The sequence below is a fragment of the Nocardioides alpinus genome, from assembly GCF_900112035.1.
In the GTDB taxonomy this organism is placed as follows: domain Bacteria; phylum Actinomycetota; class Actinomycetes; order Propionibacteriales; family Nocardioidaceae; genus Nocardioides; species Nocardioides alpinus.
On record NZ_FOKC01000001.1, the window covers coordinates 507,059 to 531,009 of the forward strand.

Below are 23,951 nucleotides of genomic sequence, written 5' to 3' on the forward strand. Positions count from 1 at the left end.
GCCCGGGGCCCGGGTGCGGCATCCTCACCGTCCATGACCCTTCATCTCGGGAAGGGCCGGTCGCTCGCGTCCGCCCTTGTCACCTCCCTCGTCCTCGCCCTGTCCGTCCTCGTTGCGCCAGCCGTCACGGCGCCGGCCGAGGCGGCCACCCCGATCACGGTCAGCCAGGCCATCGGCCAGCAGACCGGGGCCACGCAGACCGTGCGTGGCTACGTCGTCGGCCAACCGACGGCCACCAGCACCGTCGTACGCTCCGGGTTCCCCAGCGACTACGCGCTGGCGATCGCCGACTCCGCGTCGCAGACCAACACCTCCTCGATGCTCTACGTGCAGATCCCGTCGGCGTTCCGCGCGCAGTGGGGCCTGAGGACCAACCCCTCGCTGATGGGCAAGCAGATCGACGTCACGGGCGCGCTGTCGGCGTACTTCTCCCACCCGGGGATGACGAGCACGTCGGCCTTCGCGCTCGCCGGCGGCACCACGCCCACCGAGCCGCCGCCGACCGGTGGCACGAGTCCGTGGGACGCGACCTACTACGCACCCGCCGTCGGCAGGACCGGCACCGCGCTGCGCACCTCGCTGCACGACATCATCGACGACAACACCCGGTTGTCGTACGACGCGGTGTGGACGGCGCTGAAGGACACCGACCAGGACCCCAACAACACCGGCAACGTCATCGAGCTCTACACCGGCCGCTCCATCTCGAAGTCCAGCAACGGCGGCAGCGTCGGCAACTGGAACCGTGAGCACGTCTGGGCGCAGAGCCGCGGCGGCTTCACCACCAGCGCCGGCCCCGGCACCGACCTGCACCACCTCCGCCCCGAGGACGTCACCGTCAACGGCACGCGCGGCAACAAGGACTTCGACAACGGCGGCACCGCCGTCTCCGGTTGCACGGACTGCTGGACCGACAGCGACTCCTTCGAGCCGCGCGACGCGGTCAAGGGCGACGTGGCGCGGATGCTCCTCTACATGGCGGTGCGCTACGAGGGTGACGACGGCTTCCAGGACCTCGAGATGAGCACCGTGTCCGGCAGCGCCGTGCCGCGCATCGGCGACCTCGACATCCTGCTGCAGTGGAACAGCGCCGACCCGGTCGACGCCTTCGAGATGCGGCGCAACGACCGCATCCACGCGCAGTGGCAGGGCAACCGCAACCCGTTCATCGACCACCCCGAGTGGGCCGCGGCGATCTGGAACTGACGGCCAGCCTCTGGTCACACCGGACCTCGGGGGTGTAGGCAGGATCGTGAGGACACCGCGCCCTCGCCTGCACCCTCGAGGAGATGGATCCATGGCCGCTCTCGACACCGCCCAACTGCTGGCCGAACTGGAGCCCACGGTCGAGGACAACCTCAACCGGCACATGGCGACCGCCGACGAGTGGATGCCGCACGAATACGTGCCGTGGAGCCTCGGTCGCGACTTCGCCGACCTCGGCGGCGACCCGTGGGAGGTGGCGCAGTCGCAGCTGTCACCGATCGCACGGACCGCGCTCGAGGTCAACCTGCTGACCGAGGACAACCTGCCGAGCTATCACCGCGAGATCGACCGCGCCTTCGGCCGCGACAGCGCGTGGGGCACCTGGGTCAACCGCTGGACCGCCGAGGAGGGTCGGCACGCGTTCTGCATCCGCGACTACCTCCTCGTCACCCGCGGCGTCGATCCGGTCGAGCTCGAGCGGGCCCGGATGGAGACGATGGAGACGGGCTACGAGGCGCTCGACAAGTCACTGCTCAACGTCTGCGCGTACGTCTCCTTCCAAGAGCTAGCCACCCGCATCTCGCACCGCAACACCGGGCGCTACACCGCGGAGCCGATCGCGGAGAAGCTGCTGAGCCGGGTCGCCAAGGACGAGAACCTGCACATGATCTTCTACCGCAACATCGTCACCGCCGCCCTGCAGCTCTCCCCCAGCCAGACGATGCGCGCGATCACCGAGGAGGTCGTCGACTTCCAGATGCCGGGCAGCGTCATCCCGGGCTTCTCGCGCAAGGCGGTGCAGATGGCCAAGGCCGGCATCTACGACCTGCGCATCCACCACGACGACATCGTCACTCCCCTGCTGCGGCAGTGGGGCGTATGGGACCTCGAGGGCCTCGACGAGGACGGCGAGAAGGCACGCGAGGAGCTCGCTGCGGCTGTGGCTGCGCTGGACGGCGAGGCGACCCGCTTCGTCGAGCGGCGCGCGGAGGCCGAGGCCAAGAGGGCGGCACGCCGGGCCTGAGCGGTCATGCTGGCCCCATGACCGAACGCAACGTCCTCGGCGGCGACCTCGAGCCCTGCGGCACCGACCCGATGACGGGCTACCTCCGCGACGGCACCTGCACCGTCGGTCCGCACGACGCGGGCCTCCACGCGATCTGCGCGGTGATGACCGAGGAGTTCCTCGGCCACCAGCGGTCCGTGGGCAACGACCTCTCCACCCCGCGCCCGGAGTGGAGCTTCCCGGGCCTGGTGCCGGGCGACCGCTGGTGCGTCGTCGCGGCGCGCTGGCTCCAGGCGTACGACGCCGGGGTGGCCGCGCCGGTGGTGCTGGCCGCAACCTCGGAGCGCGCCCTCGACGTCGTGCCGCTCGAGGTGCTGCAGTCGCTGTCGATCGACGTGCCACCGGACCTCAGCAGTCTCACTTGACCAGCTTGACCGTGGTCGTACGCTGGACTTGACCGGGTTGACCGACGAGGGAGTGAGCAGTGGCCGTGCAGTCGCCGCAGGACTACGTCGACAGCGTGCTGCTCCAGGTCCGACCACAGCTGCTCGACCGCATCCACGAGCTCGCCGACCGCGGCTCACCACTCCCGGAGCCCCGCGAGCTCGCGCTGCTCCTCGGTGCCGGCCTCCCCGCGGCGGGTCCCGTCGAGCTCGACCCCCACTTCGCCGACCTCGGCCCGTTCTACGACTCGGCCGGCGCCCTCCACCAGCTCGGCAACGTCACCAAGCAGGCGCTCGCGAGCCGGCGCACCAACGAGACCGTGCTGGCGATGCGCACCGGTGACGGGCAGTGGCTCTACCCCGCCTGGCAGTTCACCGGTGACGGCGGGATCCGCCCTGCGCTCGTGCCGGTGCTCAAGGCACTGCGAGGGCTCGACCGCTGGGCCGCCGGGGTGTGGCTGGTGGCCGCCCACCCGGACCTCTCGGGGTCCTCGCCGCGCCAGGCGCTGCGGGCGGGAGCGGATCCGGCGACGGTCGCCTGTCTCGCCCGGCGCGACGCCGCCGCGCTCGCCGCGTGACCACGTCGCCGCGCGGACAGTCCCTGCACCCGCTCCCACCCCGGGACGCGTCCGAGCTCGCCCGTTTCCCCAGCAGGACCGTGGACGGCACGTGGTTCCGCGCCCACGTCGACCGAGGCGGACGTGACCGCGGCTGCTGGTGGTTCGCCTCCGTCAGGGTCGGAGACGACCCGGACGCCTGCGGCCGTTTCGACCTGCCCGCGCCGCAGGGCACCTGCTACGTCGCCTCCACCGAGGAGGCGGCCGCCCGCGAGCGTGTCGGCACCCAGCTGCGCAGCGTCGGCGGCCGCGAGAGCGTCCTCGCCTCGGTCCTGGTCACCCCCGAGGGCCCGGTCACGGTCACGGCGACCGAGGTGGCGCTCGCGCGGGCGGCCAACCTGGCGGTCAAGCCGGCGCAGCGGTGGGTCGATCGCTCGCTGTCCGTCGGGACCGGCGTCTACTCCGTGACGCAGGCGTGGGCCGCAGCGTTCCGGGAGGCGGAGCTCGACGGCATCGTGCACCCGTCCCGCTTCACCGGCGGCGCGAGGGTCCGGAGCCTGGCGGTCTTCGGGCGCGCCGGCCGGCCCCGCCCGGTCCCGGTCGTGCGGCGGTCCCGGCCGCTCCGCATGGTGCTCGAGTCCCACGACGTACGCGTGGTGCTTCCGCCCTCCTCGGCGCCGTCGGTCCTCACAGCGACCGCCGCACCGCCCCCTCTGTGAGCACGCCGGTCACGGCGCCCGGTTGCCCCGGGCGTCCTCCTGCGCGACCAGGCCGTCGAGGTCCTTGAGCCGGTCGAGCCCCTTGACCGCGCGCGACATCCGGTGGTTGCCGGCGAAGGTCTCGCGGTGGCGTTCGAGGAACCACCAGTAGCCGGCCGTGAAGGGACACGCGTCGTCGCCGACCCGGACCTTGGGGTTGAACCGGCACGAGCCGCAGTGGTCGGACATCGTGTTGATGTAGGCGCCGCCCGACGTGTAGGGCTTGGTCGCCATCACCCCACCGTCGGCGTGCTGCGACATCCCCACGACGTTGGGCACCATCACCCAGTCGTAGCCGTCGACGAACGCGCGGTGGAACCAGTCGGTGACCTGCGTCGGCGCCCACCCGCGCTGCAGGGCGTACGAGCCGAGCACCATCAGCCGCGGGATGTGGTGCACCCAGCCGTGCTCGGCGATGCCGTCGAGCGTGTGCGACAGGCAGCGGGCGTCGGTCGCGACCGCGTCGAGCTCGGCGAACCACTGCGGCATCGGCTCGGTCGCGCGCAGCGCGTTCTCGCTGCGGTAGTCGTCGCCCTGGTGCCAGTAGAGGTGCCAGACGTAGTCGCGCCAGCCGATCACCTGGCGCACGAAGCCCTCGACGCTGGCGATCGGCGCGGCACCACTGCGGTACGCCGTCTCGGCGCGCTCCACGACCTCGAGCGGGTCGAGCAGGCCGAGGTTCATCGGGGCACTGATGAGGCTGTGCGCCATCCACGGGTCGCCCTCGAGGATCGCGTCCTCGTGCGCGCCGAAGTCGGGCAGCCGGTGCTCGACGAAGTGGTCGAGGGCGGCCAGCGCCTCACGCCGGGTGGCGGCGAAGCGACGGGGGCCGTCGCGGCCGATCGTCTGAATCTCACCGTCGCGCTCCCACCGGTCGAGGTCCTCGCGGACCCCCGCGTCGATGTCGTCCTCGGTGGGCCACCACGGCTCGGTCACGCCGAGCGTGGTCGCACCCTTGGGCGGAGGCTGGCGGTTGTCGTGGTCGAAGTTCCACGCCCCGCCGGCAGGCTCGGCGCCGTCGACCAGCACGCCGTGCGCGAGGCGGGCGCGACGGTAGAAGTCCTCCATCAGCAACCGCTTATCACCACGCCCGTCGGCCCAGCGCTCGAAGTCGTCGCGGGCGGTGGCGAAGCCCCGCGGCGGCAGGACGGTCGCGCCGAGCCGCTCGACCAGGCCGAGGGCGGCGTACGACGTCGGGTGCACGACCTCGACGTCCTCGCCCTCCCCCTCGCGCTGGCGGACCACCTCGGCGTACGTCTCGGCCTGCACGTAGGTCATCCGGTCGCCGAAGTCGGCGGCGCGGTGGCGCATCGCGCTGAGCACGAGGTGCGCCTTGGCCCGGTGGAACCGGCGGCGCCTGAAGACTCCCAGCGACTCGACCATCAGCAGCGGTCCGCGGTGGTCGTCGGTGAAGTGCGGCCCGAGCTGGTCACCGAAGAGCCAGCGCGTCGTCATGCGGTCAGCCTAGGCATCGGGGCCTCAGGCCTTCTCGACCTCGCTCTGCAGCTTGAGCACGACGGTGCCGTCCTCCTGCTCGATGACGTAGGCCGGGTCGTCGTCGCTGCCGTGGCGGGTGACCTCGTTGCCCTTGGTGGTGCGGGACACGTCACCGTGGTGCACCTCGGTCACCTTCCCCTCGGCCCACGAGGAGCCCCACTTCCACTTCACTGCCGTGCCGGTGCGGATCGCCATGGCACCACGGTGCCACCCGGCGCGACGCGCGGCCTCACCCGTCAGGACCGGACGTGCATCCGCTCCCCCTGCGGCCCGAAGATCGCCAGCACCTCGGCGGGAGTCGGGCCGGGGTTGCCGATCCAGTGGGGGGTGCGGGTGTCGAACTCGACGACCTCCCCGGGCTCGAGGGTGAGGTCGCGGGTGCCGAGCACGAGCCGGATGCGCCCGCTCAGGACGTAGAGCCACTCGTAGCCCTCGTGGGTCTGCAGGGTGGGCTGCGGGTCCCTCTCGACCGGCATCACCATCTTGAAGGACTGCAGTCCCCCGGGTCGCTTGGTCAGCGAGATGAAGGTGCGACCGTGCCGCACGACCGGCTTGGAGCGGATCCGCGGGTCGCCGGTCTCGGGTGCGTCGACCAGCTCGTCGAGCGCCACCCGGTGGGCGCGGGCCAGCGGCAGCAGCAGCTCGAGGGTCGGCTTGCGCTGGCCGGACTCCAGCCGCGAGAGGGTGCTCACCGAGATGCCGGTCTCCTCGGCGAGATCGCCCAGGGTGGCCTCGCGCTCCAGCCGGAGCTGGCGCAGCCGGGGGCCGACGTTGCGCAGCACACCCTCGTCGTTGGTCGGGGCGTCGTCGGCGTGGGACTCGTGCATGGGGTCAGTTTGCCATTGCAGCAAGGATGTTTGTCAATATGGCGATCTGCCTGCATGCTCGGTGACATGACTGAGAACGAGATGTACGACGTAGTGATCATCGGTGGCGGCGCCGCCGGCCTGAGCGGTGCGCTGGCCCTGGGTCGGTCCCGGCGCTCGGTGCTGGTCATCGATGCGGGCGAGCCCCGCAACGCGCCCGCCGCGCACGCCCACAACTACCTGGGCCGCGAGGGCATCTCCCCGCTGGAGCTGCTCGAGATCGGCCGCGCCGAGGTGGCGACGTACGGCGTCGAGGTGGTCGCCGATCGCGTGGTCGGGCTGTCCGGCGAGGTCGACGCCTTCCTCGTCACCACCGAGGGCGGTCGCCGGTTCCGTGCGCGCCGGGTGCTGGCGACCGGCGGCGTCGTCGACGAGCTGCCCGACGTGCCCGGGCTGGACGAGCGGTGGGGCGTCGACGTCCTGCACTGCCCCTACTGCCACGGGTGGGAGGTGCGCGACCAGAAGATCGCGGTGCTGGGCAGCGGCCCGATGGCGGCCCACCAGGGCCTGCTCTTCAGCCAGATCTCCGACGACGTGGTCGTGGTGGTGCACGACGGCGTCGAGATCGCGGACGCGGAGATGGAGAAGCTGGGCGCCATCGGCGTCCGCTTCGAGCACGGCACCCCGCAGGAGGTCGTCATCACGGACGACGGCGACGCGCTGGTCGGGCTCCGGTTGGCGGACGGCTGGGTGCTCGAGCGGCAGGCGATCGTGGTCGCGTCGAAGCCGCTTGTCCGCGCCGACTACCTCACCCCTCTGGGCATCGAGCCGCAGCCCTTCGAGATGGGCGGCGCGGTGCTCGGCACGGTGCTGACCGTCGAGCCGACCGGGGCGACCGCGGTGCCCGGGGTCTTCGCGGCCGGCAACGCGACCGACCTGTCGATGACGCTGATGGCCTCGGCCGCCCACGGCAACCGGGTCGGCGCATGGATCAACGCCGAGCTGCTCACGGCCGACGCCACGAAGGCGGTCCGCGACCGGCGCGACGGGTTCTTCGAGCGCCCCGCGTGGGAGGAGCGCTACTCGGGTGACAAGGTCTGGAGCGGGCGGGTCAACGTCCAGCTGGCGGCCGAGGCTCCCTCCCTGGCTCCCGGCCGGGCGTTGGACATCGGCTGCGGCGAGGGTGGCGACGCGATCTGGCTGGCCTCGCAGGGCTGGGACGTGACGGCGGTCGACTTCGCCGACGCCGCACTCGCGCGGACCACCCTGCACGCCGAGGAGGCGGGTGTCGCCGACCGGATCGAGACCCGCCGGATCGACGTACGCACCTTCGAGCCGGACGGCGAGACCTGGGACCTCGTCACCTCCCACTTCTTCCACCTGCCCGACGGCGGGATGCCCGACGTCGTACGCCGACTCGCCTCCGCAGTCGCGCCCGGCGGCACCCTGCTCGTGGTCGGGCACCACCCCGAGGACCTGAAGACCGGGCTGCGGCACGGGCACAACACCTTCATGTTCACTGCCGACGAGCTGTTGTCGGCGCTCCCCGACTGCCTCGGAGACCCAGCACAGTTCGTGGTGGAGGCCTGCGAGGCGCGGCCGCGCACCCAGGCGCACCCGCACACCGGCGAGGAGATCGCCGTGGCCGACGCGGTGCTGCGGGCCCGACGGGTCCGCTGAGAAGATGACGGCATGACGACCCGACCCTGGTGGACGCTCCTGCCCTTCCTCGTCGCCGTCGCACTGGTGGCGGGCGTCGGTGGGCTGGCGGCGTCCGGCTCGCGGGCGACCTACCGCGCCCTCGAGCTGCCGCCGTTCGCCCCGCCGTCGTGGCTCTTCGGCCCGGTGTGGTCGGTGCTCTACGTGATGATCGGCGTCGCGGGCTGGCTGCTGTGGCGGGCCGGCGGGTGGGACCGCGTGATGTGGCTGTGGGTGGCGCAGCTGCTGCTCAACCTGGTGTGGACACCGCTGTTCTTCGCAGCCGACCTCTACACCGTCGCGCTCGTCGACATCGTGCTGCTCGCGGCCGCGGTCGCACTGCTCATCGCGTGGTCGTGGCAGCGATCGCGTGCGGTCGCGTGGCTGCTGGTCCCCTACCTGGCGTGGGTCTGCTTCGCGACGGCGCTCAACGCGGGGATCGTCGTCCTCAACTGACGCGTACGCCGTCAGGCGAGGTCGAGTCGCGCCAGCACCAGTGCGGCCAGTCGGTCGACGGGGAGCGCGGGATCGACGTCCATCCCCTCCTCGCCGGGCTGGAGGGGCTCGAGGGTGTCGAGCTGCGACTCCAGCAGGCTCGGCGGCATGAAGTGCTCGCGCGCGTTCATCCGGTCGAGGATCAGGTGCTTGTCCCCGGTGGCGTGCACGAAGAACGTGCCCTCGCCGCCGCGCCGCAGCACGTCCCGGTAGGTCCGGCGCAGGGCGCTGCACGTGATGATCGTCGGCTCGCCGCGGGCGTCCCGCTCCGCGGTCCAGGCGGCCAGCGACTCCAGCCAGCCCCACCGGTCGGCGTCGGTGAGCGGGGTGCCCTCGGCCATCTTGGCGACGTTCTCCGGCGGGTGGAAGTCGTCGCCCTCGGCGAGCTCCCAGCCGAGGCGCTCGCCGACGGCGCGGGCGACCGTGGACTTCCCCGAGCCGGAGACGCCCATGAAGACGAGGTGCAGCGGTGCGTGCGGTGAAGGCGTCATCCGACGGCCCAGACTCCCAGGGCCAGCACGAAGATCGTCACGCCGAGCGTCGTCTCCAGCACCGTCCACGTCTTCAGCGTGGTCTTGACGTCCATCCCGAAGAACCGGCTGACCAGCCAGAAGCCGGAGTCGTTGACGTGCGAGAGCACGGTCGCGCCGGCGGCGATGGCGAGGACGAGGGCGACGAGCTGCAGCGAGGACGGGTCGGCCTCGGCCACGCCCGCCGACAGCAGGCCGGCGGTGGTGGTGAGCGCGACGGTCGCCGAGCCCTGGGCGACCCGCAGGATGGTCGCGATGACGAAGGCGGAGACGATGAGCGGGAGACCGAGGTCGGCCAGTGAGTCCGACAGCGCCTCGCCGATGCCGCTGTAGCGCAGCACGCCGCCGAACATCCCGCCCGCGCCGGTGATCAGGATGATCGCGCAGATCGGTCCGAGGGAGTCGTTCAGCAGGCCCTCGATCTCCTCGCGGGAGTGCCGCTTGATGGCGAGGGTGTAGGTCGCCACGAGCAGCGCGATCAGCAGGGCGACCGGGGTCTGTCCGATGAAGATGAAGGCGTCGGCGACGCCACCTTCCTCCGCGATCGTCCCGTTGGTGCGCAGCGTGGTCAGGACGGTGTTGGCGCCGATCAGCACCAGAGGGAGCAGCAGGATCCCGAGCACGTGACCGAAGGCCGGCGGGTCGCCGCCATCGGCCTCGCGGCCGCCAGTGAGCACCGAGTCGTCGATGGGGACGTAGATCTTGCCCAGCCACGCGGTCGTCACGAGGTAGACGCCGACGAACCAGGCGAGCACAGCGATCACGACACCCACCAGCAGGGTGAGGCCGATGCTGGCACCGAGCTCGGTGGCGGCGGTGACCGGTCCGGGGTGCGGCGGGACGATCGCGTGCATCGCGGCGAACGCGCCGGCCGCGGGCAGGGCGTACATCAGCACCGACCCGCCGAAGCGCTTCGCGACGGAGAAGATGATCGGCAGGAAGACGACGAGTCCCGCGTCGAAGAAGATCGGCAGACCGAAGAGGAGGGCCGCGACGCCGAGCGCCATCGGGGCGCGCTTCTCACCGAAGCGGCTGACGAGGGTGTCGGCGAGGACCTGGGCGCCTCCCGTCACCTCGAGCAGCCGGCCGATCATCACGCCGAGCCCGACGAGAAGCGCGACGGATCCGAGCGTGCTGCCGAAGGCCGCGATCGAGATCGCCGGCACGTCGGCGACGGGCACACCCGCGGCGACGGCCGTGCACAGGCTGACGAGCACCAGCGCGACGAAGGCGTGCATCCGCAGCACGATGATGAGCACGAGCAGTGCAGCGACAGCGATGGCGGCGATGAGCAGCAGGGTGCCCGCGCCGTAGACGGGTGTCATGGTGTCCACGAGAAAACCTCCGAGGTGGGATGCCCCACCCTAAGCGGGAGTCAGCCCACCAGCTCGACCTTGATCTCCGTCTTGAGCACCTTGCCGACCTTGGACCGGGGCAGGTCGGGCCAGACGTGGACCTCCTTGGGCGCCTTGACCGAGCCGATCCGCTGCTTGACGAAGGCGATCAGCTCGTCGGGATCCACCCTCGCCCCCGCCTGCGGTTGTACGACCACCACGACCCGCTCGCCCCACTTGTCGTCCGGCAGCCCGACCACCGCGCAGTCCTGCACCGCGGGGTGCGCCAGGACGGCCTGCTCCACCTCGGTCGAGTACACGTTGAAGCCGCCGGTGATGATCATGTCCTTGGCACGGTCGACGATGTGGAGGAAGCCGTCGTCGTCGAGGAAGCCGATGTCGCCGGTGTGCAGCCAGCCGTGGCGCAGCGTGCGGACGGTCTCGTCGGGGTTCTTCCAGTAGCCCGCCATCACCAGCGACGACCGCGCGCAGATCTCCCCACGCTCGCCCGGCGCGACGGGCCGGTCGTCCTCGTCCAGGATCGCGACGGTGACCAGCGGCGCGGGTCGACCGGCACTGGTGAGCCGCTCGGTGGCGACCGACCCGTCGGCCCGGAAGTGGTCGGCCGGCGGCATCATCGAGATCATCATCGGCGCCTCGGTCTGGCCGAAGAGCTGCGCCATCACCGGCCCGATCCGCACGAGCGCCTCCTCCAGCCGGGACGCCGACATCGGGGCGGCTCCGTACCAGAAGCACTGCAGGCTGCTGAGGTCCGTCGAGTCCAGGTCGGGGTGGCCGAGCACCATGTAGATCAGCGTCGGCGGCAGGAACGTGTGCGTGACGCCGCGCTCCTCCACCAGCCGCAGGAAGCCCCCGACGTCGGGTGCGCGCATGATCACGACCTCACCGCCGAGCGAGAGCACCGGGAAGCACAGCACCCCGGCCGCGTGCGTGAGCGGTGCGAGCGCAAGGTAGACCGGCGGGCCGTCGAAGGGATAGCCCACCAGGGTCAGCGCCGTCATCGTCTCGAGGTTGGTCGGCGTGAGCATGACGCCCTTGGGGCGCCCGGTGGTGCCCCCGGTCCCGACGAGCATTGCCAGTTCGTCAGCACCGGGGGGATCGAGGCGGTCGGGTACGACGACGCCGCGGCCGCGGTCGAGGAAGTCCCGCCAGGTGACTGACCCGTGGTTGGACCCGTCGAGGCAGACCCACGTGTGGACCCCCGGCAGCTCGTCGCGGATCGCCGCGACCAGGGGTGCGAAGCCGGGCTGGAAGAGCACCACCTCCGCGCCGAAGAGCTCCAGCAGCTCGCGGTTCTCCCCCGCCTCGTTGCGCGGGTTGATCGGGCACCAGACGGCACCGGCGCGACTGATCCCGAAGACGCAGGTGAACGCGACGGGGTCGTTGGCCGAGAGGATCGCGACCCGTGAGCCCTCGCACGTGCCGCTGCCCACCAGGGCGGCCGCGACCTCGTGGGAGAGCCGCACCACGTCGGCGTACGACACCGATGTCCCGTCGGTGGTCAGGCAGGGGCGGTCGACCCCGAGGCTCGCGCCCTTGTCGAGGTAGTCGTGCAGCCGCATGGCTCACCCTTCTCCGGGCCGGTTCACATGCCCATGCCGCCGTCGACGGGGATGCCGGCGCCGTTGATGAAGCGGGCCGCGTCGGAGGCGAGGAAGACGACCGCGTCGGCCATGTCCTCGACCTCGCCGAGGCGACCCGACGGGGTCAGCTCGATCACCGCGCCGACCGCTTCCTCGGCGCTGCCGTACAACCCGAGGGAGGCCATGTCGTTGGCGAGTCCGGCGCCCATCGCCGTCGGGACGAGGCCCGGATAGATGCAGTTGACGCGTACGCCGTAGCCGAGCTTGCCGGACTCCATCGCCGCGACGCGGGTGAGGCGGTCGACGGCCGACTTGGTGCCGCTGTAGACCGATATCGCCGGGAAGGCGATGGTCGCCGCGACGGACGAGATGTTGATGATCGAGCCGCCCTTGCCGGCCGCGCCGTCGGGTCGCATCGCCCGGAGGCCGTGCTTGAGCCCGAGCGTCGTGCCGAGGATGTTGACGTCGAGCATCGTGCGGATGTCGTCCACCTGGACCTCGGTGATCAGCGCGCTGATCTCGACGCCGGCGTTGTTGACGAGCACGTCGAGCCCGCCGAGCTGGTCGACGCACGCGGCGACCGCAGCCTCCCAGCCGGCCTCGTCGGTCACGTCGAGACGGACGAAGCCATGGCCCTCGCCGAGGCCGGCCGCCGTCTCGGCACCGGCTTCGTTGATGTCCGCGATCATCACGCGGGCACCGGCGGCGGCGAGCGCACGGGCCATGCCCTCACCGAGCCCCTGGGCCCCTCCCGTGACGAGTGCGACGCGGCCGGTCAGGTCGATGGAGGTCATCGGGGGTTCTCCTCTGTGCAGGGGTGGGTGCGGGCGTAGTCGGCGTGATGGCCATCACACTGGCGCGCTCTCTTGACGCGTGTCAAGACAACGTTTGGACAACTGTCAAGACAGGTCCGGATGCGCCTAGGATCGCGGCATGCCCGCCCTCTCCGCCCCCGTCGCGAGCAAGCACGACACCCGTCGCGACCAGCTCGCCGAGTCGGCGCTGACGACCCTGGGACAGCTCGGCTATGCGAAGACGTCGCTGCGCGAGATCGCCCGGCACTCGCCCTTCACGCATGGCGTCGTGCACTACTACTTCTCCGACAAGGAGGAGCTGATCACCTACTGCGTGCGCTACTACAAGCGCACCTGCGTGACGCGCTACGACGAGATCGTCGCGACGTCGACGTCCGCCGCGGAGCTGCAGTCGCGCTTCGCCGCCAAGCTGGCCGGGACCATCCGCGACGAGGGTCCGATGCACCAGCTCTGGTACGACCTGCGCAACCAGTCGATGTTCGAGCCGGGCCTGCGCGAGGTGGTCCTCGAGATCGACGGCCAGCTCGAGGCGATGATCTGGCGCGTCCTCACCCGCTACGCCGAACTGGCCGGCCGAGAGCTCGCCCTCGACTCCTCGACCGGGTACGGCATGCTCGACGGGCTCTTCGCGCAGACGCTGCTCGCGTGGGCCACCGGCCCTGCCGCGGCGCGCGACGACGTACTGGCCGTGCTCACCGCCCGCGTCGACGCCCTGATGCCGTCGCTCCTGCGCTGAGCAGCCGCTGGTTGAACCCCCCGGAGCCGCTGGTTGAGCAGGGCGAGGAATGTGGGCTCAAGGCTGAGTGCAACGCCTTGACGTGATCGAGGTGTTCATGGCTCGTCCTCCTTGGCCGAGAGAGGCCCGCAAGGCGTTCTGGCGGGAGGTTGCGGCTGGGTCATCCACGGAGAATGCCGCGGCTGCTGTCGGCGTGTCCCGCGCGGTCGGGTATCGGTGGCTCGCAGCATCTGGTGGGGTGATGCCGCCTCGTCAGGTCCGCGAAGGCCCGCCTGTTTCACCGCGTCCGCAGGGTCGGCGGCTCAGCTCGGTTGATCGTGAAGAGATTGCTCACCTGCACCGGTCGGGGATGTCCTTGGGTGAGATCGCGGACGCGGTCGGGTTCCACAAGTCGACGATCAGCCGCGAGCTGCGACGCAACCTCAGCGGCACCCGCTATCGCGGTTCGACGGCCCAGCAGCTGGCTGAGGCGCGGGCCTGCGAGGGGCGTCACAAGCAGGCGAAGCTCGCGGTGAACACCCGGTTGCGGGCCGAGGTCGAGCGCCGACTGGGGAACAATGACAGCCCAGAGCAGATCGCGAACCGGCTCCGGCTGGACTTCCCCGAGGATCCGGAGATGCGTGTGTCGCACGAGACGATCTACACCTCGATCTACGTCCAGGGCCGGGGCGCGCTGCGCAAGGATCTGGCCGGACACCTGCGCACCGGGCGGGCAGTACGTAAACCACGGGCACAACGACGCGCCGCCAAGTCGGACGGCGGAAGCCCGTTGCGCAACGTGGTGTCGATCAGCGAGCGGCCCCCCGAGGTGGAGGACCGTGCGGTGCCCGGTCACTGGGAGGGCGACTTGATCATGGGATCGGGGAACACCTCGGCGATCGGCACCCTGGTGGAGCGTGCCACTGGGTTCGTGGTGCTGCTGCACCTGCCCGGGGATCACACCGCTGTGACGATGCAGACCGCGATCTGTGAGCAGATGGCACGGCTGCCCGAGACGTTGCGGCAGACGCTGACGTGGGACCGCGGCAGTGAGATGACCAACCACGCCCAGATCGCTGCGGCCACCGGCCTGGTGATCTACTTCGCCGACCCTGGGTCGCCGTGGCAGCGTGGCAGCACCGAGAACACCAACGGGCTCCTGCGCCAGTACTTCCCCAAAGGCAGCGACCTGTCGTTGTGGGGCCCCGGGTTCCTCGAGCAGGTCGCCCTACAGATGAACAACCGACCCAGAAAGCGACTCGACTGGCGCACCCCGGCCGAAGCCCTCGACGCACTACTGTCCGAACACGACAAACCACCCGGCGTTGCACTCACGGGTTGAATCCACCGAACGAGCCCGTGTCGAAACCAAGGCCGACCTCGCTCGGATTCGCCCCACCGTTGGCGGCCGCCGGTGATACTCGTGGCGTGCCGCGCCAGTCCACCGCCTTCTCGGTCATCGTCGCCGGGGTGCTGGTGTGCGCAGTCGTGCTCTTCCACCCGTCCGCGCAGATGGATGCCGTACGCCAGCTCGTCGGCCTGGGCGGCGAACGACTGCTCCCCGCGCCGGCGATCACCGCGCGCGGTGGAGCCTTCACCTTCGCGATGACCCAGCAGGGCTCGGACGAGCCGGTCGGCTGGAACCCGTGCAACACCGTCGAGTACGCCGTCAACCCGGCCGGCATGCCCGACGGTGCACGGCCACTGGTCGACCGGGCGATCGCGCGCATCTCGGCCGCCACGGGACTGGAGTTCGAGGACGAGGGCGACACCGACCGTCGGCCGTTCGCCGGCTCCTTCATCAGCCTCGGCGGCAGCGGACCGGTGGTGATCGGCTGGGGCGACGCGGCCGAGTTCCCCGAGCTGGGCGGTGGGGTCGTCGGCCTCGGCGGGGCGGCACCGAAGGACGGCCCGGGAGGGCGCCGCTACTACGTGACCGGCGGTCTCGTGCTCGACACCGAGGTCTTCACGGCCGCCAACATCGCCGACCGACCGCGCGTCATGGAGGCGATCGTGGTGCACGAGCTGGCGCACGTCGTCGGGCTGGGCCACGTCGCCGAGCCGATGGAGCTGATGTTCGGCGACAACAACGGCCAGGTGGAGCTGGGCCCCGGGGACCGCGAGGGACTCGCGCGGGTGGGGTCGCTGCCCTGTCGGTGAGGCCGAGCGACTCACCGTCCAGCGCGTCGGCTATCCACAGATTGCTCGCGACGGGTGTTGGGCGACACTCCGGTCCGGCGAGCATCGATCCCATGATCATCTCGGGAACGATCGCCCTGGACCCCGCTGCGCACGCTGCGACGACGGCCGCCGTTCGGCTTCGGCTGGAGCACCTCGAGGAGCGCCGTCGGGCCGCCGAGCTCTCCGTCGAACGTGTCCTCACGACGTGGCGCGGCGATGCCGCGGAGCTCTTCCGCACCCGGTGGGAGGAGTGGAACCGCGGCGCCCTCGCCGTCATCGACCAGCTGTCGGTCGCGGCGGACGGGCTGGATCACGCTCGACGCTCGCTCGCCGCGACGGACGCCGAGAGCGAGCAGTCCACGGTTCGCCTCACAGGCCGCCTGGGATGACGGCCTACGAGGTCGATCTCGACGAGCTGCGTGCGACGCTCGGCGAGCTGGCCTCCTGCCAACGCGACCTCATCAGCCTCGCCGGCGGCCTCGACGCGGAGCAGGAACGACTCCAGTCCGGCTGGTCGGGTCTCGCGAGCGCGGCGCAGGCGTCGTCGTACGAGTCGTGGCGCGGCAGCTGCGCCGACATGGTCACCGCGCTCGCGGCCCTGCGCGGGATCGTGACGAGCGCAGACGCGCACTACGCGCGGGCGGTGTCGGCCAACCTCGAGCTCTGGCGGCAGGTGGCGCCGTGAGGATCAGTGTCGAGTGCGGTGGGTACGACGACGCGGCCGACGCGTGCCGTACGGCCAACCAGACCGTCGCCCTGCTCGCCGAGTCGCTGTCGGGCAAGCTCGCCGGCTTCGGCGCGATGGCCGGCGACGACGCGAGCAGCGCCGCCTTCGCCGCGTCGTACGACGCTGCAGCCGCCGAGGCGGTCGGTGCGCTGGCCGACCTGACGCACGCCTTCCTCGGGCTCGGCCGGCTGCTGTCGTCCACCGGCGCCAACCACGCCGCCGCCGAAGCTGCAGCAGCCCAGGTCCTGACCTACTCCGGACACGGGCTCACCGACGACGCCTACGTACGCGTCTCGCTGCCGACTCCACCGTCGAGCCTCGGCGCCGACGAACCGTCCTTCGGTGTGATCGACCGGTGGATCCTCGACCAGGTCGAGGGGTTCGTCTGGCCGGGAGCCGACGTGGCACTGCTCCGCGACGCGGCCCACGCCTGGCGGCGAGCAGCCTCGAGCGTCGCCCTGCTCGTCGAACAGGTCGACGTCGCCAGCGAGATGGTGGAGCGCCAGCGCTCGCCCGAGGTCCCGGCGGCTCTCGCGAGCCTGGCCGACGTACGCCGCCTCGTGACGGACGTCGCCACCGAGCTCGCGGCAGTCGGCGACGCGTGCGAGGAGTACGCCGCGGCAGTTGAGGACGCGCACGACCGCACCCGCGCGCTGCTGGCCGAGATCGGCCAGATGGTGGTCGAGGGCGCTGCCCTCTCCGTGGTCATCGGCGGCCTGACGGGCGGCCTCGGAGGCTCGGCGACGGCCGCCGCCGCGGCTGCCCGGATCCGCGCGCAGGCGCCACGCTTCCACGCGCTCCTGGTCGGGCTGCGCGCCACGATCGCAACCGGCTCGGCCCGGATGCGTACGGCCCGCGAGTCGCTCCGCGGAGTGCGTGCGCGGCTCGATCGCTACGGGAAGGTCGCGATCCGGGACGAGCGGGGCGAGGCAAGGCTGCCGGGCGGCTGGAACGGGCGAGGAACTAGGACCTTCAGCGATCGACAGGTTCAGAAGAAGTTCAAGCACGCACGGGACTTCGGAGTCGATGGTGACTTCAATCCAGCCGCCGCTCGCGCCTATCGCGAGGCGCTGGAGACGTTCATCGAGCGCGAAGCAACGCTGGTCAAGAGGGGCACAATGAGGGGACAGTCGGGCGAGGTCACTTTTCACCTCGACCCCGTCTCACGTCGCTGCGTCGCGGTCGACGGCAACGGAGGTTTCATCTCGGGCTGGAGACTGAGCCCAAGGCAACTACAGGAACTACTGGAAAAGGGGCACCTCGGTGGAGGCTGACTTGGGATCGTTCGTCACCGAACTCCGCTCACTGATCGATGACTATCGAGCAGGCGCCGTTGCTGTGGACGTCTTCGAGTCGCGTTTCCTCGCCCTCCACTCCGAGATGCCGCTCGGCACTCCCGCGGTCTACTCGAGCGCGGTGGAGGAGTTGTTCTGGGCTGTCGAGTCCTATGTGGCCGAGCCCGAGCTGCGCAGCGAAGGCGACCTCGATGAGTCAGCGCTGCGCTCAGCCGTGGAGTCCACGGCAGCGGCCATGGCCGGCGCGACCTGATTCTCGACCGATCGGCTGGGAGTCGGCATGGAGGACCTTCGACAGTTGATGGCCGCGTACTTCCACCAGGACTGGTGGGCTGAGTACGACGGCCTCTGGGAGTCAGCGGTGGACGACTTCGCACGTCGCGAACCCGACCGCGTCGCCGGCGCTTCCGACCAGATCCACGCCTTGCTCGACGAGGACGAGGCCGACGAGGCGCTTGGCCAGACCCTTGATGACCTCGGCAACTTCTATGACGCTGGGCACGCTCCGGGCGCGAACCGCGCGTGGTTGCAGCAGGTCGGTGAACAGCTCGCCGACTGAGCTGACCGCCCCCTATGCCCTCCTCGGCCTGAACTCGATCACGTTCGCCGGCAGCTTCCCTCTCCGCGTCCGACCCGTCGACCGGGTGGTCGACGGCCGGACCTGGAGCTCGTCGCACGGCGGAGGCAGCAACCGCTCCGTCACGACATTGCCACTTATTTCCACGAGCCGGGACGCGTCGTCGCCAGGAGCAAATCCCATCACCGCCCCGTCGAGCACGTGGTTGAAGGTGAACCCGGCCAATGCCGATCGCCCCTCGCCCTTAGCCCCGCGCCGGAGCAGGTGATCGACGAGGAACGCCAACGACGCGCGCATCATCGACGACTCCTCGAGAGCCGGATCCCACGTCAGGCAGCACCCGTCCGCGCAGACCTCCCACGCCAGGTGCGCGAAGGGCACGTCGCGATCCCCGCGCCCTGTCGGAGTGCCTCGTAGCGTCCGGTCCGAGTCGATCAGTGCGCGGAGGAACGCGCGCTCCGGCTCGCTGAGCGCAGGCTGGACCCGGATGTGGCCGGTGAAGCCGGTGCTGGACGGTGCGTGGGATCCCTGCCGTGACGTCATGACGGACACCTGCCCGGGCGACCAGTCCAGAAACGCCTCGATGGACATCTGTGGAGAAGTCGAGCCGTCCGGAGCCGACATGAACGTCGGCTCGACAGAGGCTGCCCGCTTCCTCACTCAAGAGGCGCGCCGAGCGCCCCCGTACGCCTGTCGATTGAAGCCGCAGGACTCAGAGGTGGTGCAGCTTGGAGTAGGGATGCACGATCCGCAGCGTCTGCGATCCGAAGTCCACCGTCACGCCGTGGCTGTCGGTCTTGGTGACCTGCCCGAGGCCGTAGAGGTCGTGGGTGACCCGGTCATCGATCTCGAACACCTCGACCGTCGGCTCAACCTTGGGAGCGAACGGGCTGCTGGACAGGTGCTTCGGCCGTGAGCCGTACGAGGAAGTCATTTGACTCCAGTATGCGCCCCTTTGGGTGAGATGGATCCATCCCGACCTGAAGTTCTGATCCCGGCGGCGAGCACGACCCAGCCCAGCCCCACCCCGACGTGGGCCGCCAGACCGTAGATCCGGAAGCCGCCGAAGCCGTCCGACGTCGCCTGCGGGACGAGCAGCAACCCCAGCGCGACGAAGTAAGCCGTGGCCAGCAGCGCCCACCCCCAGCGCAGTCCGGAGCCCCGCGAGAGGACAGCGAGGGCCAGCGTGGCCGGGGCTAGCAAGAAGATCGAGAACGGCGGGCCGAGCGCGAGGAAGGCCAGGTCGAGCAGTGCCGATCCGAGCAGTGCAGCGACCACGACGGCGAGCGCCCGGGCCCGGCCCCGACTCTCACGAAGCCGCGAGCGAGCCACGACGAGACCGACGCCCACCAGGACGTTGGGCACCACGCCGAGCAGGAATCCCCACCCGATCATGGTCATTCCGCCCACTACCCGCTCCTCGTCGTACGACGTCGGGCCGTGCGCGAGCGTGAACGGGATCCACAACGCGATCATCGCCAGGCCGCCGAGGGCGATCAGCAGCGCGGGGACCGCTGAGCGCAGGCGAGTCGGCGACGAAGCAACCACGGTCAGACCTCCACGACCCCTGGCCGCACGACCTCGGCGTACACCCCGAACATGGGCTCCCCCGCGCGGTTGGTCGGCCGGCGCCGCACGAGCTCCTTGAGCACCCTGCGGTCCTTGACCCCCGTCTCGGGGTGGTGGTCGATGACCGCACACCGCGGGACCGGACCACCGACCCTGACCCGCGCTCCCCCGAGCTCGAAGGAGGTGCCCAGCCACGTGTCCTCGACCCACGGCTCCTCGGTCTCGACGACGAAGGTCGCGCGCAAGCGCGCCGCCTCCTCCAGCAGGTCGAGCTCGCGCAGCGAGGCCGTACCGACGATCGTGACCGGCGCCGCGAACACCACCCCGCCGCGCGGTGCGGCAGCGAGTCGTACGTCCTTCCCGAGATGGTCGGAGACCAGCGCCGCGTGCGGACCGTCGGTGAGTGCGAGCGACACCGACCTGCCCCAGTAGTCGCAGGTGACCGTCTGGCCGGACCGCTCCGCGGAAGCGGTGACCGACCCACCGCTCGGCAGCGCGACGCAGAGCCCGTTCCCGACAACACGCGTCACCACAGGGACGAGGGAGGGATGCTGGACCGTACGCAGCACCTGCCGCGCGTCGACATCGACGAAGCACCACGCGCGATCCCCCACCGGACCGGCCGCGTCCAGCTCGACCGAGGGCAGCGAGAGGTGCCGTGTCCCCTTGACCGGCGCGAAGCCGGCGGCGCGCACGATCAGCTCAGCCGACATGGCGGTCATGCTTCCACGCCGAGACCGGGCGAGGCTCCTGCCACCGCTTCGGTATTCCGTTGCGAGCCGATGCGTGGCAATGTGACGTGGATCACACCCCGTCCCGGGAGGGTCGATCCACATGCGCCGTCTTGTCCCCGCCTCCATCGCTGTCGCTGTCGTCGCTGCTCTGGGGGTGGGCCTCGCGCCACCGTCGTCGACGGCCCCACCGGCCGCCGCGCCGCGCACCGCCCAGGCCCTCGACGCCTACGTCGCGCGCGGCGTCACGGCCGAGCAGCTCGACGTGCTGACCCGCGCCGGCTACGACCTCGCCGAGGCGCACCCGACGGGCGACACCACGCGCGTCGACCTCGTCCTCACCGCCGAGGAGGCGGAGACACTGCGCAGCCAGGGCCTCACCCTGACCCTCGCCCGGGTCAAGGGCGGCCAGACGGTGCGCCAGTTCGCTGCGGCTGAAGCAGCCAACGGCTTCACCGTCTGGAGGTCGTACGACGAGCCCGGCGGCATCCGCGACCAGCTGGTCGACGCCGCGAGGACCTACCCCGGCGTGACCAAGCTGGTGAAGCTCGGCACGACCTACCAGGGCCGCGACATCCTCGCGCTCAAGGTCACCCAGGGCGCCCGCGGGCAGAGGGACGGCTCCCGCCCGGCCGTCATCTTCAGCGCCACCCAGCACGCGCGGGAGTGGATCGCGACCGAGGTGACCCGCCGCCTGATGGACACCTACCTGCAGCGGTGGGCCGCCAACGACCGGCCCACGAGGAAGCTCCTGCAGAAGACCGAGCTCTGGTTCGTGCCCGTGATGAACCCCGACGGCTACCAGTACACGTTCGACACCGAGCGGCTGTGGCGCAAGAACCTCCGCGACAACAACGGCGACGGCATCACCCAGGTCGGCGATGGCGTCGACCCCAACCGCAACTACCCCTCCCACTGGGGCTACGACAACGAGGGCTCGTCCGACATCGCCTCGAGCGAGACCTATCGCGGACCGTCGCCCGCGTCCGAGCCGGAGACCCAGGCCGGCATCAAGCTCTTCAAGACGGCGAAGGCCGAGTTCATGGTCAACTACCACTCCAACGGGCGGTGGCTGCTCTACAACGACGGCTGGCAGATCGGCACCCCGACGGCCGACGACCCGATCTACTACGCGCTGTCCGGCAACCTCGACAAGCCCGCGATCGAGGGCTTCCACCCGGGCCTGTCCTCGGACGTCCTCTACGTCACCAACGGCGAGATCGACGGCTACGCCCAGGAGGCGACCGGCACGTTGGCCTGGACCCCCGAGCTCTCCCCCGGATGCGACGGCTGCGGGTTCGTCTTCCCCGACGACGAGGCGCTGGTGCAGGAGGAGTTCGCGCGCAACCTGCCCTTCGCCGAGTCGGTCGCCGCGTCCGCGGTGACGCCCGACGACCCGAAGTCGTCGCTCGGCATCGAGACCAAGCCCTTCTACCTCGACAGCGAGGACGCCTACAAGAGCGGCCTGCCGAGCGTGCGTCTCAGCTTCGCGAAGTCGTACGGCGACCCGCAGCCCGTCGCCGTACTGGCCAGGCGCAGCCTCGGCACCGTGACCGCGAAGTGGAAGATCAACGGCGGTCGGACCCAGTCCGCGCGCACCCGCGAGTGGGCCGGCGGCGAGAAGTTCGGCATGACCTCGACGCACTACCACCAGGTGCGCGGCGTCGTGACCGGCACCGATCCGGGCGACAGCGTGGAGGTCTGGTTCGAGGGCGGCCGCCAACGGAGCCCGTCCTTCACCTACGAAGCCGTCTCCGAGACGGACGACCGGGTGCTGGTCGTCGCGGCCGAGGACTACACGGGCGCCTCACCGGCGCAGGATCCCGCCGGCCCCCACTACCTCGACTACTACCTCGACGCGCTCGAGGCCAACGGCGAGGGTGCAGACGTCTACGACGTCGACGCCAACAACCGCACCGCGCCCGACGCACTCGGCGTGCTGAGCCACTACGACGCGGCGATCTGGTACACCGGCGACGACGTCGTGACCCGTACGGCGGGCCGCGGGGCCGGCAACGTGGACCGGCTCGCGCTCGACGAGATGCTGGAGTTCCGCGCCTTCATGAACGAGGGCGGGACGGTCATGTACACCGGCAACCAGGCGGGCACGCAGTACACCGCCGCCGCCGGCACCCAGCTCTACGACCCGCAGGGCGCGATCGCCTGCAACCCGCTCCCCGCCGGCATCGACACCCGTCGCTGCCTGGCGCTGCGCGGGTCCGGCGACGGCACCAACGACGTCCTGCAGTACTGGTTCGGCGGCTACCTCCAGATCCCCGGCGACGGGCTCGACGACGAGGGCAACGTCTACGACGTGGCCGGGGTCGACGACCCGTTCACCGGCACCGCCTGGGCGATGAACGGACCCGAGTCGGGCGACAACCAGAACGCCACCTCGTCCTTCATCTCGACGAGCGGCATCCTGCCGGCGGACCAGTTCCCCCAGTTCGAGAGCTGGCCGTCGGCCCGCTGGGACAAGCCCGGCGGCCCCTTCGACCCGCACACCGGCGAGCAGTACGTCTACAGCCAGATCGCCGACGTGTCCTACAAGCGGCTGACCCGGACGGTCACCGTCCCGGCCGGTGGCGGCGACCTCGACTTCTGGACGTCTTACGACACCGAGGGCGACTGGGACTACGTGTTCGTCGAGGCCCGTACGCCGGGCGGCAACGACTGGACGACGCTGCCCGACGCCAACGGCCACACCACCCAGGCGACCGGCGAGAGCTGCGCCGCTGGCTGGCGCGAGCTGCACCCGCAGCTCGACCACTACCAGACCTACGACGCCGCGGCCGGGACCTGTACCCCGACCGGTACGACAGGCGCGTGGCACGCCGCGTCCGGCAACTCCGCCGGCTGGCAGAACTGGAACGTCGACCTCGGCGCCTGGCAGGGCGGCTCGGTCGAGGTGTCGATCACGTACGCCAGCGACTGGAGCACCCAGGGGCTCGGCACCTTCGTCGACGACATCACCCTGCCCGACGGCACGAGCACGTCGTTCGAGTCCGGCTTCGAGGGCTGGACGGTGCCGGGTGCGGCGACCGGCAGCGCGGCCAACGGCAACGACTGGGAGGTCACGTCCGCCAGCGGCTTCCCGGTCGGCGCCAGCATCTCGACCCCCGACTCGCTGCTGATGGGCTTCGGCTTCGAGGGCATCGCGACGCCGGCCGAGCGCACCGAGGTGATGGGGAGGGCCCTGGACCACCTGCTCGAGTGACCGCAAGGCCGCCGGTTGAGCAGGGCGCCCACCGCGACCGACGCCGGTTGAGCAGGGCGCCCAGCGCGACGACCGCCGGTTGAGCAGGGCGCCCGGCGCGACGACCGCCGGTTGAGCAGGGCGCCCGGCGCGACGACCGCCGGTTGAGCAGGGCGCCCAGCGCCCGTGTCGAAACCAAGTCCATGTAGCA

General features: G+C 70.9%; 27 protein-coding genes. 16 read left to right on the top strand and 11 right to left on the bottom strand.

The genetic code is table 11. From position 1 onward, the window contains the following. Window positions 1-33: 33 nt before the first annotated feature. The 5 genes from BM127_RS02465 (at window position 34) to BM127_RS02480 (ending at window position 3,931) form a co-directional block, all read left to right on the top strand. Complete coding sequence (locus BM127_RS02465) at window positions 34-1,206, top strand: endonuclease (protein WP_091193800.1); 1,173 nt, start codon at window positions 34-36, stop codon at window positions 1,204-1,206. A gap of 91 nt (window positions 1,207-1,297) precedes the next feature. Then, window positions 1,298-2,230 (top strand): acyl-ACP desaturase, encoded by a 933-nt coding sequence (locus BM127_RS02470; protein ID WP_091193803.1) that lies wholly within the window; start codon window positions 1,298-1,300, stop codon window positions 2,228-2,230. A gap of 17 nt (window positions 2,231-2,247) precedes the next feature. Further along, a complete protein-coding gene (locus BM127_RS02475; protein ID WP_091193806.1) occupies window positions 2,248-2,637 on the top strand; it encodes a DUF2237 family protein in 390 nt (129 codons plus the stop codon). A gap of 65 nt (window positions 2,638-2,702) precedes the next feature. Continuing rightward, on the top strand, window positions 2,703-3,233 hold the full coding sequence (locus BM127_RS22085) for a hypothetical protein (RefSeq protein ID WP_157829651.1): 531 nt from the start codon (window positions 2,703-2,705) through the stop codon (window positions 3,231-3,233). After that, window positions 3,230-3,931 (top strand): RES family NAD+ phosphorylase, encoded by a 702-nt coding sequence (locus BM127_RS02480; protein ID WP_157829652.1) that lies wholly within the window; start codon window positions 3,230-3,232, stop codon window positions 3,929-3,931. Before BM127_RS22085 ends, BM127_RS02480 begins: the two co-directional genes overlap by 4 nt. A 9-nt stretch (window positions 3,932-3,940) precedes the next feature. Here BM127_RS02480 and BM127_RS02485 read toward each other — a convergent pair whose 3' ends face one another. Genes BM127_RS02485 through BM127_RS02495 form a run of 3 tightly spaced genes read right to left on the bottom strand, consistent with a single transcriptional unit; the run spans window position 3,941 to window position 6,294 of the window. Further along, entirely contained in the window at window positions 3,941-5,425 is a 1,485-nt protein-coding gene (locus tag BM127_RS02485) for a cryptochrome/photolyase family protein (protein ID WP_091193811.1), read from the bottom strand. A 24-nt stretch (window positions 5,426-5,449) separates the two neighbouring features. Further along, on the bottom strand, window positions 5,450-5,662 hold the full coding sequence (locus tag BM127_RS02490) for a hypervirulence associated TUDOR domain-containing protein (protein WP_091193815.1): 213 nt from the start codon (window positions 5,660-5,662) through the stop codon (window positions 5,450-5,452). 41 nt (window positions 5,663-5,703) lie between these two features. Then, on the bottom strand, window positions 5,704-6,294 hold the full coding sequence (locus BM127_RS02495) for a helix-turn-helix domain-containing protein (protein ID WP_091193818.1): 591 nt from the start codon (window positions 6,292-6,294) through the stop codon (window positions 5,704-5,706). Between the two features lie 66 nt (window positions 6,295-6,360). Here BM127_RS02495 and BM127_RS22690 point away from each other — a divergent pair, with 66 nt between their 5' ends. Next, the gene (locus BM127_RS22690; protein ID WP_091195371.1) at window positions 6,361-7,953 is read left to right on the top strand and encodes a bifunctional NAD(P)/FAD-dependent oxidoreductase/class I SAM-dependent methyltransferase; all 1,593 of its coding nucleotides are present in this window, start codon (window positions 6,361-6,363) and stop codon (window positions 7,951-7,953) included. A gap of 12 nt (window positions 7,954-7,965) precedes the next feature. Beyond that, window positions 7,966-8,427, top strand: a complete 462-nt coding sequence (locus BM127_RS02505; protein ID WP_091193821.1) for a TspO/MBR family protein — start codon at window positions 7,966-7,968, stop codon at window positions 8,425-8,427. An 11-nt stretch (window positions 8,428-8,438) separates the two neighbouring features. Here BM127_RS02505 and BM127_RS02510 read toward each other — a convergent pair whose 3' ends face one another. From BM127_RS02510 to BM127_RS02525, 4 genes are read right to left on the bottom strand one after another with little or no spacing between them, the layout of a single operon-like run. Beyond that, entirely contained in the window at window positions 8,439-8,957 is a 519-nt protein-coding gene (locus BM127_RS02510; protein WP_175507306.1) for a gluconokinase, read from the bottom strand. After that, on the bottom strand, window positions 8,954-10,321 hold the full coding sequence (locus BM127_RS02515) for a GntP family permease (RefSeq protein ID WP_231263160.1): 1,368 nt from the start codon (window positions 10,319-10,321) through the stop codon (window positions 8,954-8,956). Before BM127_RS02515 ends, BM127_RS02510 begins: the two co-directional genes overlap by 4 nt. A 50-nt stretch (window positions 10,322-10,371) precedes the next feature. Then, window positions 10,372-11,913, bottom strand: a complete 1,542-nt coding sequence (locus BM127_RS02520; RefSeq protein WP_091193826.1) for an acyl-CoA synthetase — start codon at window positions 11,911-11,913, stop codon at window positions 10,372-10,374. Between the two features lie 23 nt (window positions 11,914-11,936). Then, window positions 11,937-12,728 carry an SDR family NAD(P)-dependent oxidoreductase gene (locus tag BM127_RS02525; RefSeq protein WP_091193834.1) on the bottom strand — a complete coding sequence of 264 codons (792 nt, stop codon included), beginning with the start codon at window positions 12,726-12,728 and terminating at the stop codon, window positions 11,937-11,939. A gap of 139 nt (window positions 12,729-12,867) precedes the next feature. Between BM127_RS02525 and BM127_RS02530 the strand changes: the two genes are divergently transcribed. The 8 genes from BM127_RS02530 (at window position 12,868) to BM127_RS02565 (ending at window position 18,226) form a co-directional block, all read left to right on the top strand. Continuing rightward, window positions 12,868-13,485 carry a TetR/AcrR family transcriptional regulator gene (locus BM127_RS02530; RefSeq protein ID WP_091193836.1) on the top strand — a complete coding sequence of 206 codons (618 nt, stop codon included), beginning with the start codon at window positions 12,868-12,870 and terminating at the stop codon, window positions 13,483-13,485. A 97-nt stretch (window positions 13,486-13,582) separates the two neighbouring features. After that, a complete protein-coding gene (locus BM127_RS02535) occupies window positions 13,583-14,806 on the top strand; it encodes an IS30 family transposase (protein WP_091195376.1) in 1,224 nt (407 codons plus the stop codon). 86 nt (window positions 14,807-14,892) lie between these two features. Then, window positions 14,893-15,624, top strand: a complete 732-nt coding sequence (locus BM127_RS02540; RefSeq protein WP_091193838.1) for a M10 family metallopeptidase domain-containing protein — start codon at window positions 14,893-14,895, stop codon at window positions 15,622-15,624. Window positions 15,625-15,716: 92 nt separating this feature from the next. After that, window positions 15,717-16,034, top strand: coding sequence for a WXG100 family type VII secretion target (locus BM127_RS02545; RefSeq protein WP_091193841.1), 318 nt, complete (start codon window positions 15,717-15,719; stop codon window positions 16,032-16,034). Continuing rightward, window positions 16,031-16,330, top strand: a complete 300-nt coding sequence (locus BM127_RS02550; RefSeq protein WP_091193843.1) for a WXG100 family type VII secretion target — start codon at window positions 16,031-16,033, stop codon at window positions 16,328-16,330. The genes BM127_RS02545 and BM127_RS02550 overlap by 4 nt, the downstream gene beginning before the upstream one ends. Further along, a complete protein-coding gene (locus BM127_RS22480) occupies window positions 16,327-17,646 on the top strand; it encodes a colicin D domain-containing protein (RefSeq protein ID WP_198554472.1) in 1,320 nt (439 codons plus the stop codon). Before BM127_RS02550 ends, BM127_RS22480 begins: the two co-directional genes overlap by 4 nt. A gap of 1 nt (window position 17,647) precedes the next feature. Further along, entirely contained in the window at window positions 17,648-17,920 is a 273-nt protein-coding gene (locus BM127_RS02560; RefSeq protein ID WP_157829653.1) for a colicin immunity domain-containing protein, read from the top strand. A gap of 27 nt (window positions 17,921-17,947) precedes the next feature. Further along, entirely contained in the window at window positions 17,948-18,226 is a 279-nt protein-coding gene (locus tag BM127_RS02565; protein ID WP_091193849.1) for a contact-dependent growth inhibition system immunity protein, read from the top strand. 12 nt (window positions 18,227-18,238) lie between these two features. Here BM127_RS02565 and BM127_RS02570 read toward each other — a convergent pair whose 3' ends face one another. From BM127_RS02570 to BM127_RS02585, 4 genes are all read right to left on the bottom strand, one after another. Then, the gene (locus BM127_RS02570; protein ID WP_139227578.1) at window positions 18,239-18,787 is read right to left on the bottom strand and encodes a hypothetical protein; all 549 of its coding nucleotides are present in this window, start codon (window positions 18,785-18,787) and stop codon (window positions 18,239-18,241) included. A gap of 169 nt (window positions 18,788-18,956) precedes the next feature. After that, the gene (locus tag BM127_RS02575) at window positions 18,957-19,178 is read right to left on the bottom strand and encodes a hypothetical protein (RefSeq protein ID WP_091193854.1); all 222 of its coding nucleotides are present in this window, start codon (window positions 19,176-19,178) and stop codon (window positions 18,957-18,959) included. Further along, the gene (locus BM127_RS02580; protein ID WP_091193856.1) at window positions 19,175-19,792 is read right to left on the bottom strand and encodes a hypothetical protein; all 618 of its coding nucleotides are present in this window, start codon (window positions 19,790-19,792) and stop codon (window positions 19,175-19,177) included. The genes BM127_RS02575 and BM127_RS02580 overlap by 4 nt, the downstream gene beginning before the upstream one ends. Window positions 19,793-19,794: 2 nt before the next feature. Then, window positions 19,795-20,526: an MOSC domain-containing protein gene (locus BM127_RS02585; RefSeq protein WP_091195381.1), complete on the bottom strand. Its 732-nt coding sequence runs from the start codon at window positions 20,524-20,526 to the stop codon at window positions 19,795-19,797. Window positions 20,527-20,647: 121 nt separating this feature from the next. Between BM127_RS02585 and BM127_RS02590 the strand changes: the two genes are divergently transcribed. Continuing rightward, window positions 20,648-23,761, top strand: a complete 3,114-nt coding sequence (locus tag BM127_RS02590) for a M14 family metallopeptidase (RefSeq protein ID WP_091193860.1) — start codon at window positions 20,648-20,650, stop codon at window positions 23,759-23,761. The last annotated feature ends 190 nt before the right edge of the window (window positions 23,762-23,951 follow it).

What these genes read in the sequence shown, in the direction of transcription:
- BM127_RS02565 (WP_091193849.1), top strand. Translation starts at nt 17,948, where the DNA reads ATGGAGGACCTTCGACAGTTGATGGCCGCGTACTTCCACCAGGACTGG.
- BM127_RS02470 (WP_091193803.1), top strand. Translation starts at nt 1,298, where the DNA reads ATGGCCGCTCTCGACACCGCCCAACTGCTGGCCGAACTGGAGCCCACG.
- BM127_RS02545 (WP_091193841.1), top strand. Translation starts at nt 15,717, where the DNA reads ATGATCATCTCGGGAACGATCGCCCTGGACCCCGCTGCGCACGCTGCG.
- BM127_RS02510 (WP_175507306.1), bottom strand. Translation starts at nt 8,957, where the DNA reads ATGACGCCTTCACCGCACGCACCGCTGCACCTCGTCTTCATGGGCGTC.
- BM127_RS02490 (WP_091193815.1), bottom strand. Translation starts at nt 5,662, where the DNA reads ATGGCGATCCGCACCGGCACGGCAGTGAAGTGGAAGTGGGGCTCCTCG.
- BM127_RS02475 (WP_091193806.1), top strand. Translation starts at nt 2,248, where the DNA reads ATGACCGAACGCAACGTCCTCGGCGGCGACCTCGAGCCCTGCGGCACC.
- BM127_RS02485 (WP_091193811.1), bottom strand. Translation starts at nt 5,425, where the DNA reads ATGACGACGCGCTGGCTCTTCGGTGACCAGCTCGGGCCGCACTTCACC.
- BM127_RS02530 (WP_091193836.1), top strand. Translation starts at nt 12,868, where the DNA reads ATGCCCGCCCTCTCCGCCCCCGTCGCGAGCAAGCACGACACCCGTCGC.
- BM127_RS02505 (WP_091193821.1), top strand. Translation starts at nt 7,966, where the DNA reads ATGACGACCCGACCCTGGTGGACGCTCCTGCCCTTCCTCGTCGCCGTC.
- BM127_RS02575 (WP_091193854.1), bottom strand. Translation starts at nt 19,178, where the DNA reads ATGACTTCCTCGTACGGCTCACGGCCGAAGCACCTGTCCAGCAGCCCG.
- BM127_RS02590 (WP_091193860.1), top strand. Translation starts at nt 20,648, where the DNA reads ATGCGCCGTCTTGTCCCCGCCTCCATCGCTGTCGCTGTCGTCGCTGCT.
- BM127_RS02585 (WP_091195381.1), bottom strand. Translation starts at nt 20,526, where the DNA reads ATGTCGGCTGAGCTGATCGTGCGCGCCGCCGGCTTCGCGCCGGTCAAG.
- BM127_RS02520 (WP_091193826.1), bottom strand. Translation starts at nt 11,913, where the DNA reads ATGCGGCTGCACGACTACCTCGACAAGGGCGCGAGCCTCGGGGTCGAC.
- BM127_RS02515 (WP_231263160.1), bottom strand. Translation starts at nt 10,321, where the DNA reads ATGACACCCGTCTACGGCGCGGGCACCCTGCTGCTCATCGCCGCCATC.
- BM127_RS02495 (WP_091193818.1), bottom strand. Translation starts at nt 6,294, where the DNA reads ATGCACGAGTCCCACGCCGACGACGCCCCGACCAACGACGAGGGTGTG.
- BM127_RS02550 (WP_091193843.1), top strand. Translation starts at nt 16,031, where the DNA reads ATGACGGCCTACGAGGTCGATCTCGACGAGCTGCGTGCGACGCTCGGC.
- BM127_RS02525 (WP_091193834.1), bottom strand. Translation starts at nt 12,728, where the DNA reads ATGACCTCCATCGACCTGACCGGCCGCGTCGCACTCGTCACGGGAGGG.
- BM127_RS02570 (WP_139227578.1), bottom strand. Translation starts at nt 18,787, where the DNA reads ATGACGTCACGGCAGGGATCCCACGCACCGTCCAGCACCGGCTTCACC.
- BM127_RS02465 (WP_091193800.1), top strand. Translation starts at nt 34, where the DNA reads ATGACCCTTCATCTCGGGAAGGGCCGGTCGCTCGCGTCCGCCCTTGTC.
- BM127_RS02535 (WP_091195376.1), top strand. Translation starts at nt 13,583, where the DNA reads ATGGCTCGTCCTCCTTGGCCGAGAGAGGCCCGCAAGGCGTTCTGGCGG.
- BM127_RS22690 (WP_091195371.1), top strand. Translation starts at nt 6,361, where the DNA reads ATGACTGAGAACGAGATGTACGACGTAGTGATCATCGGTGGCGGCGCC.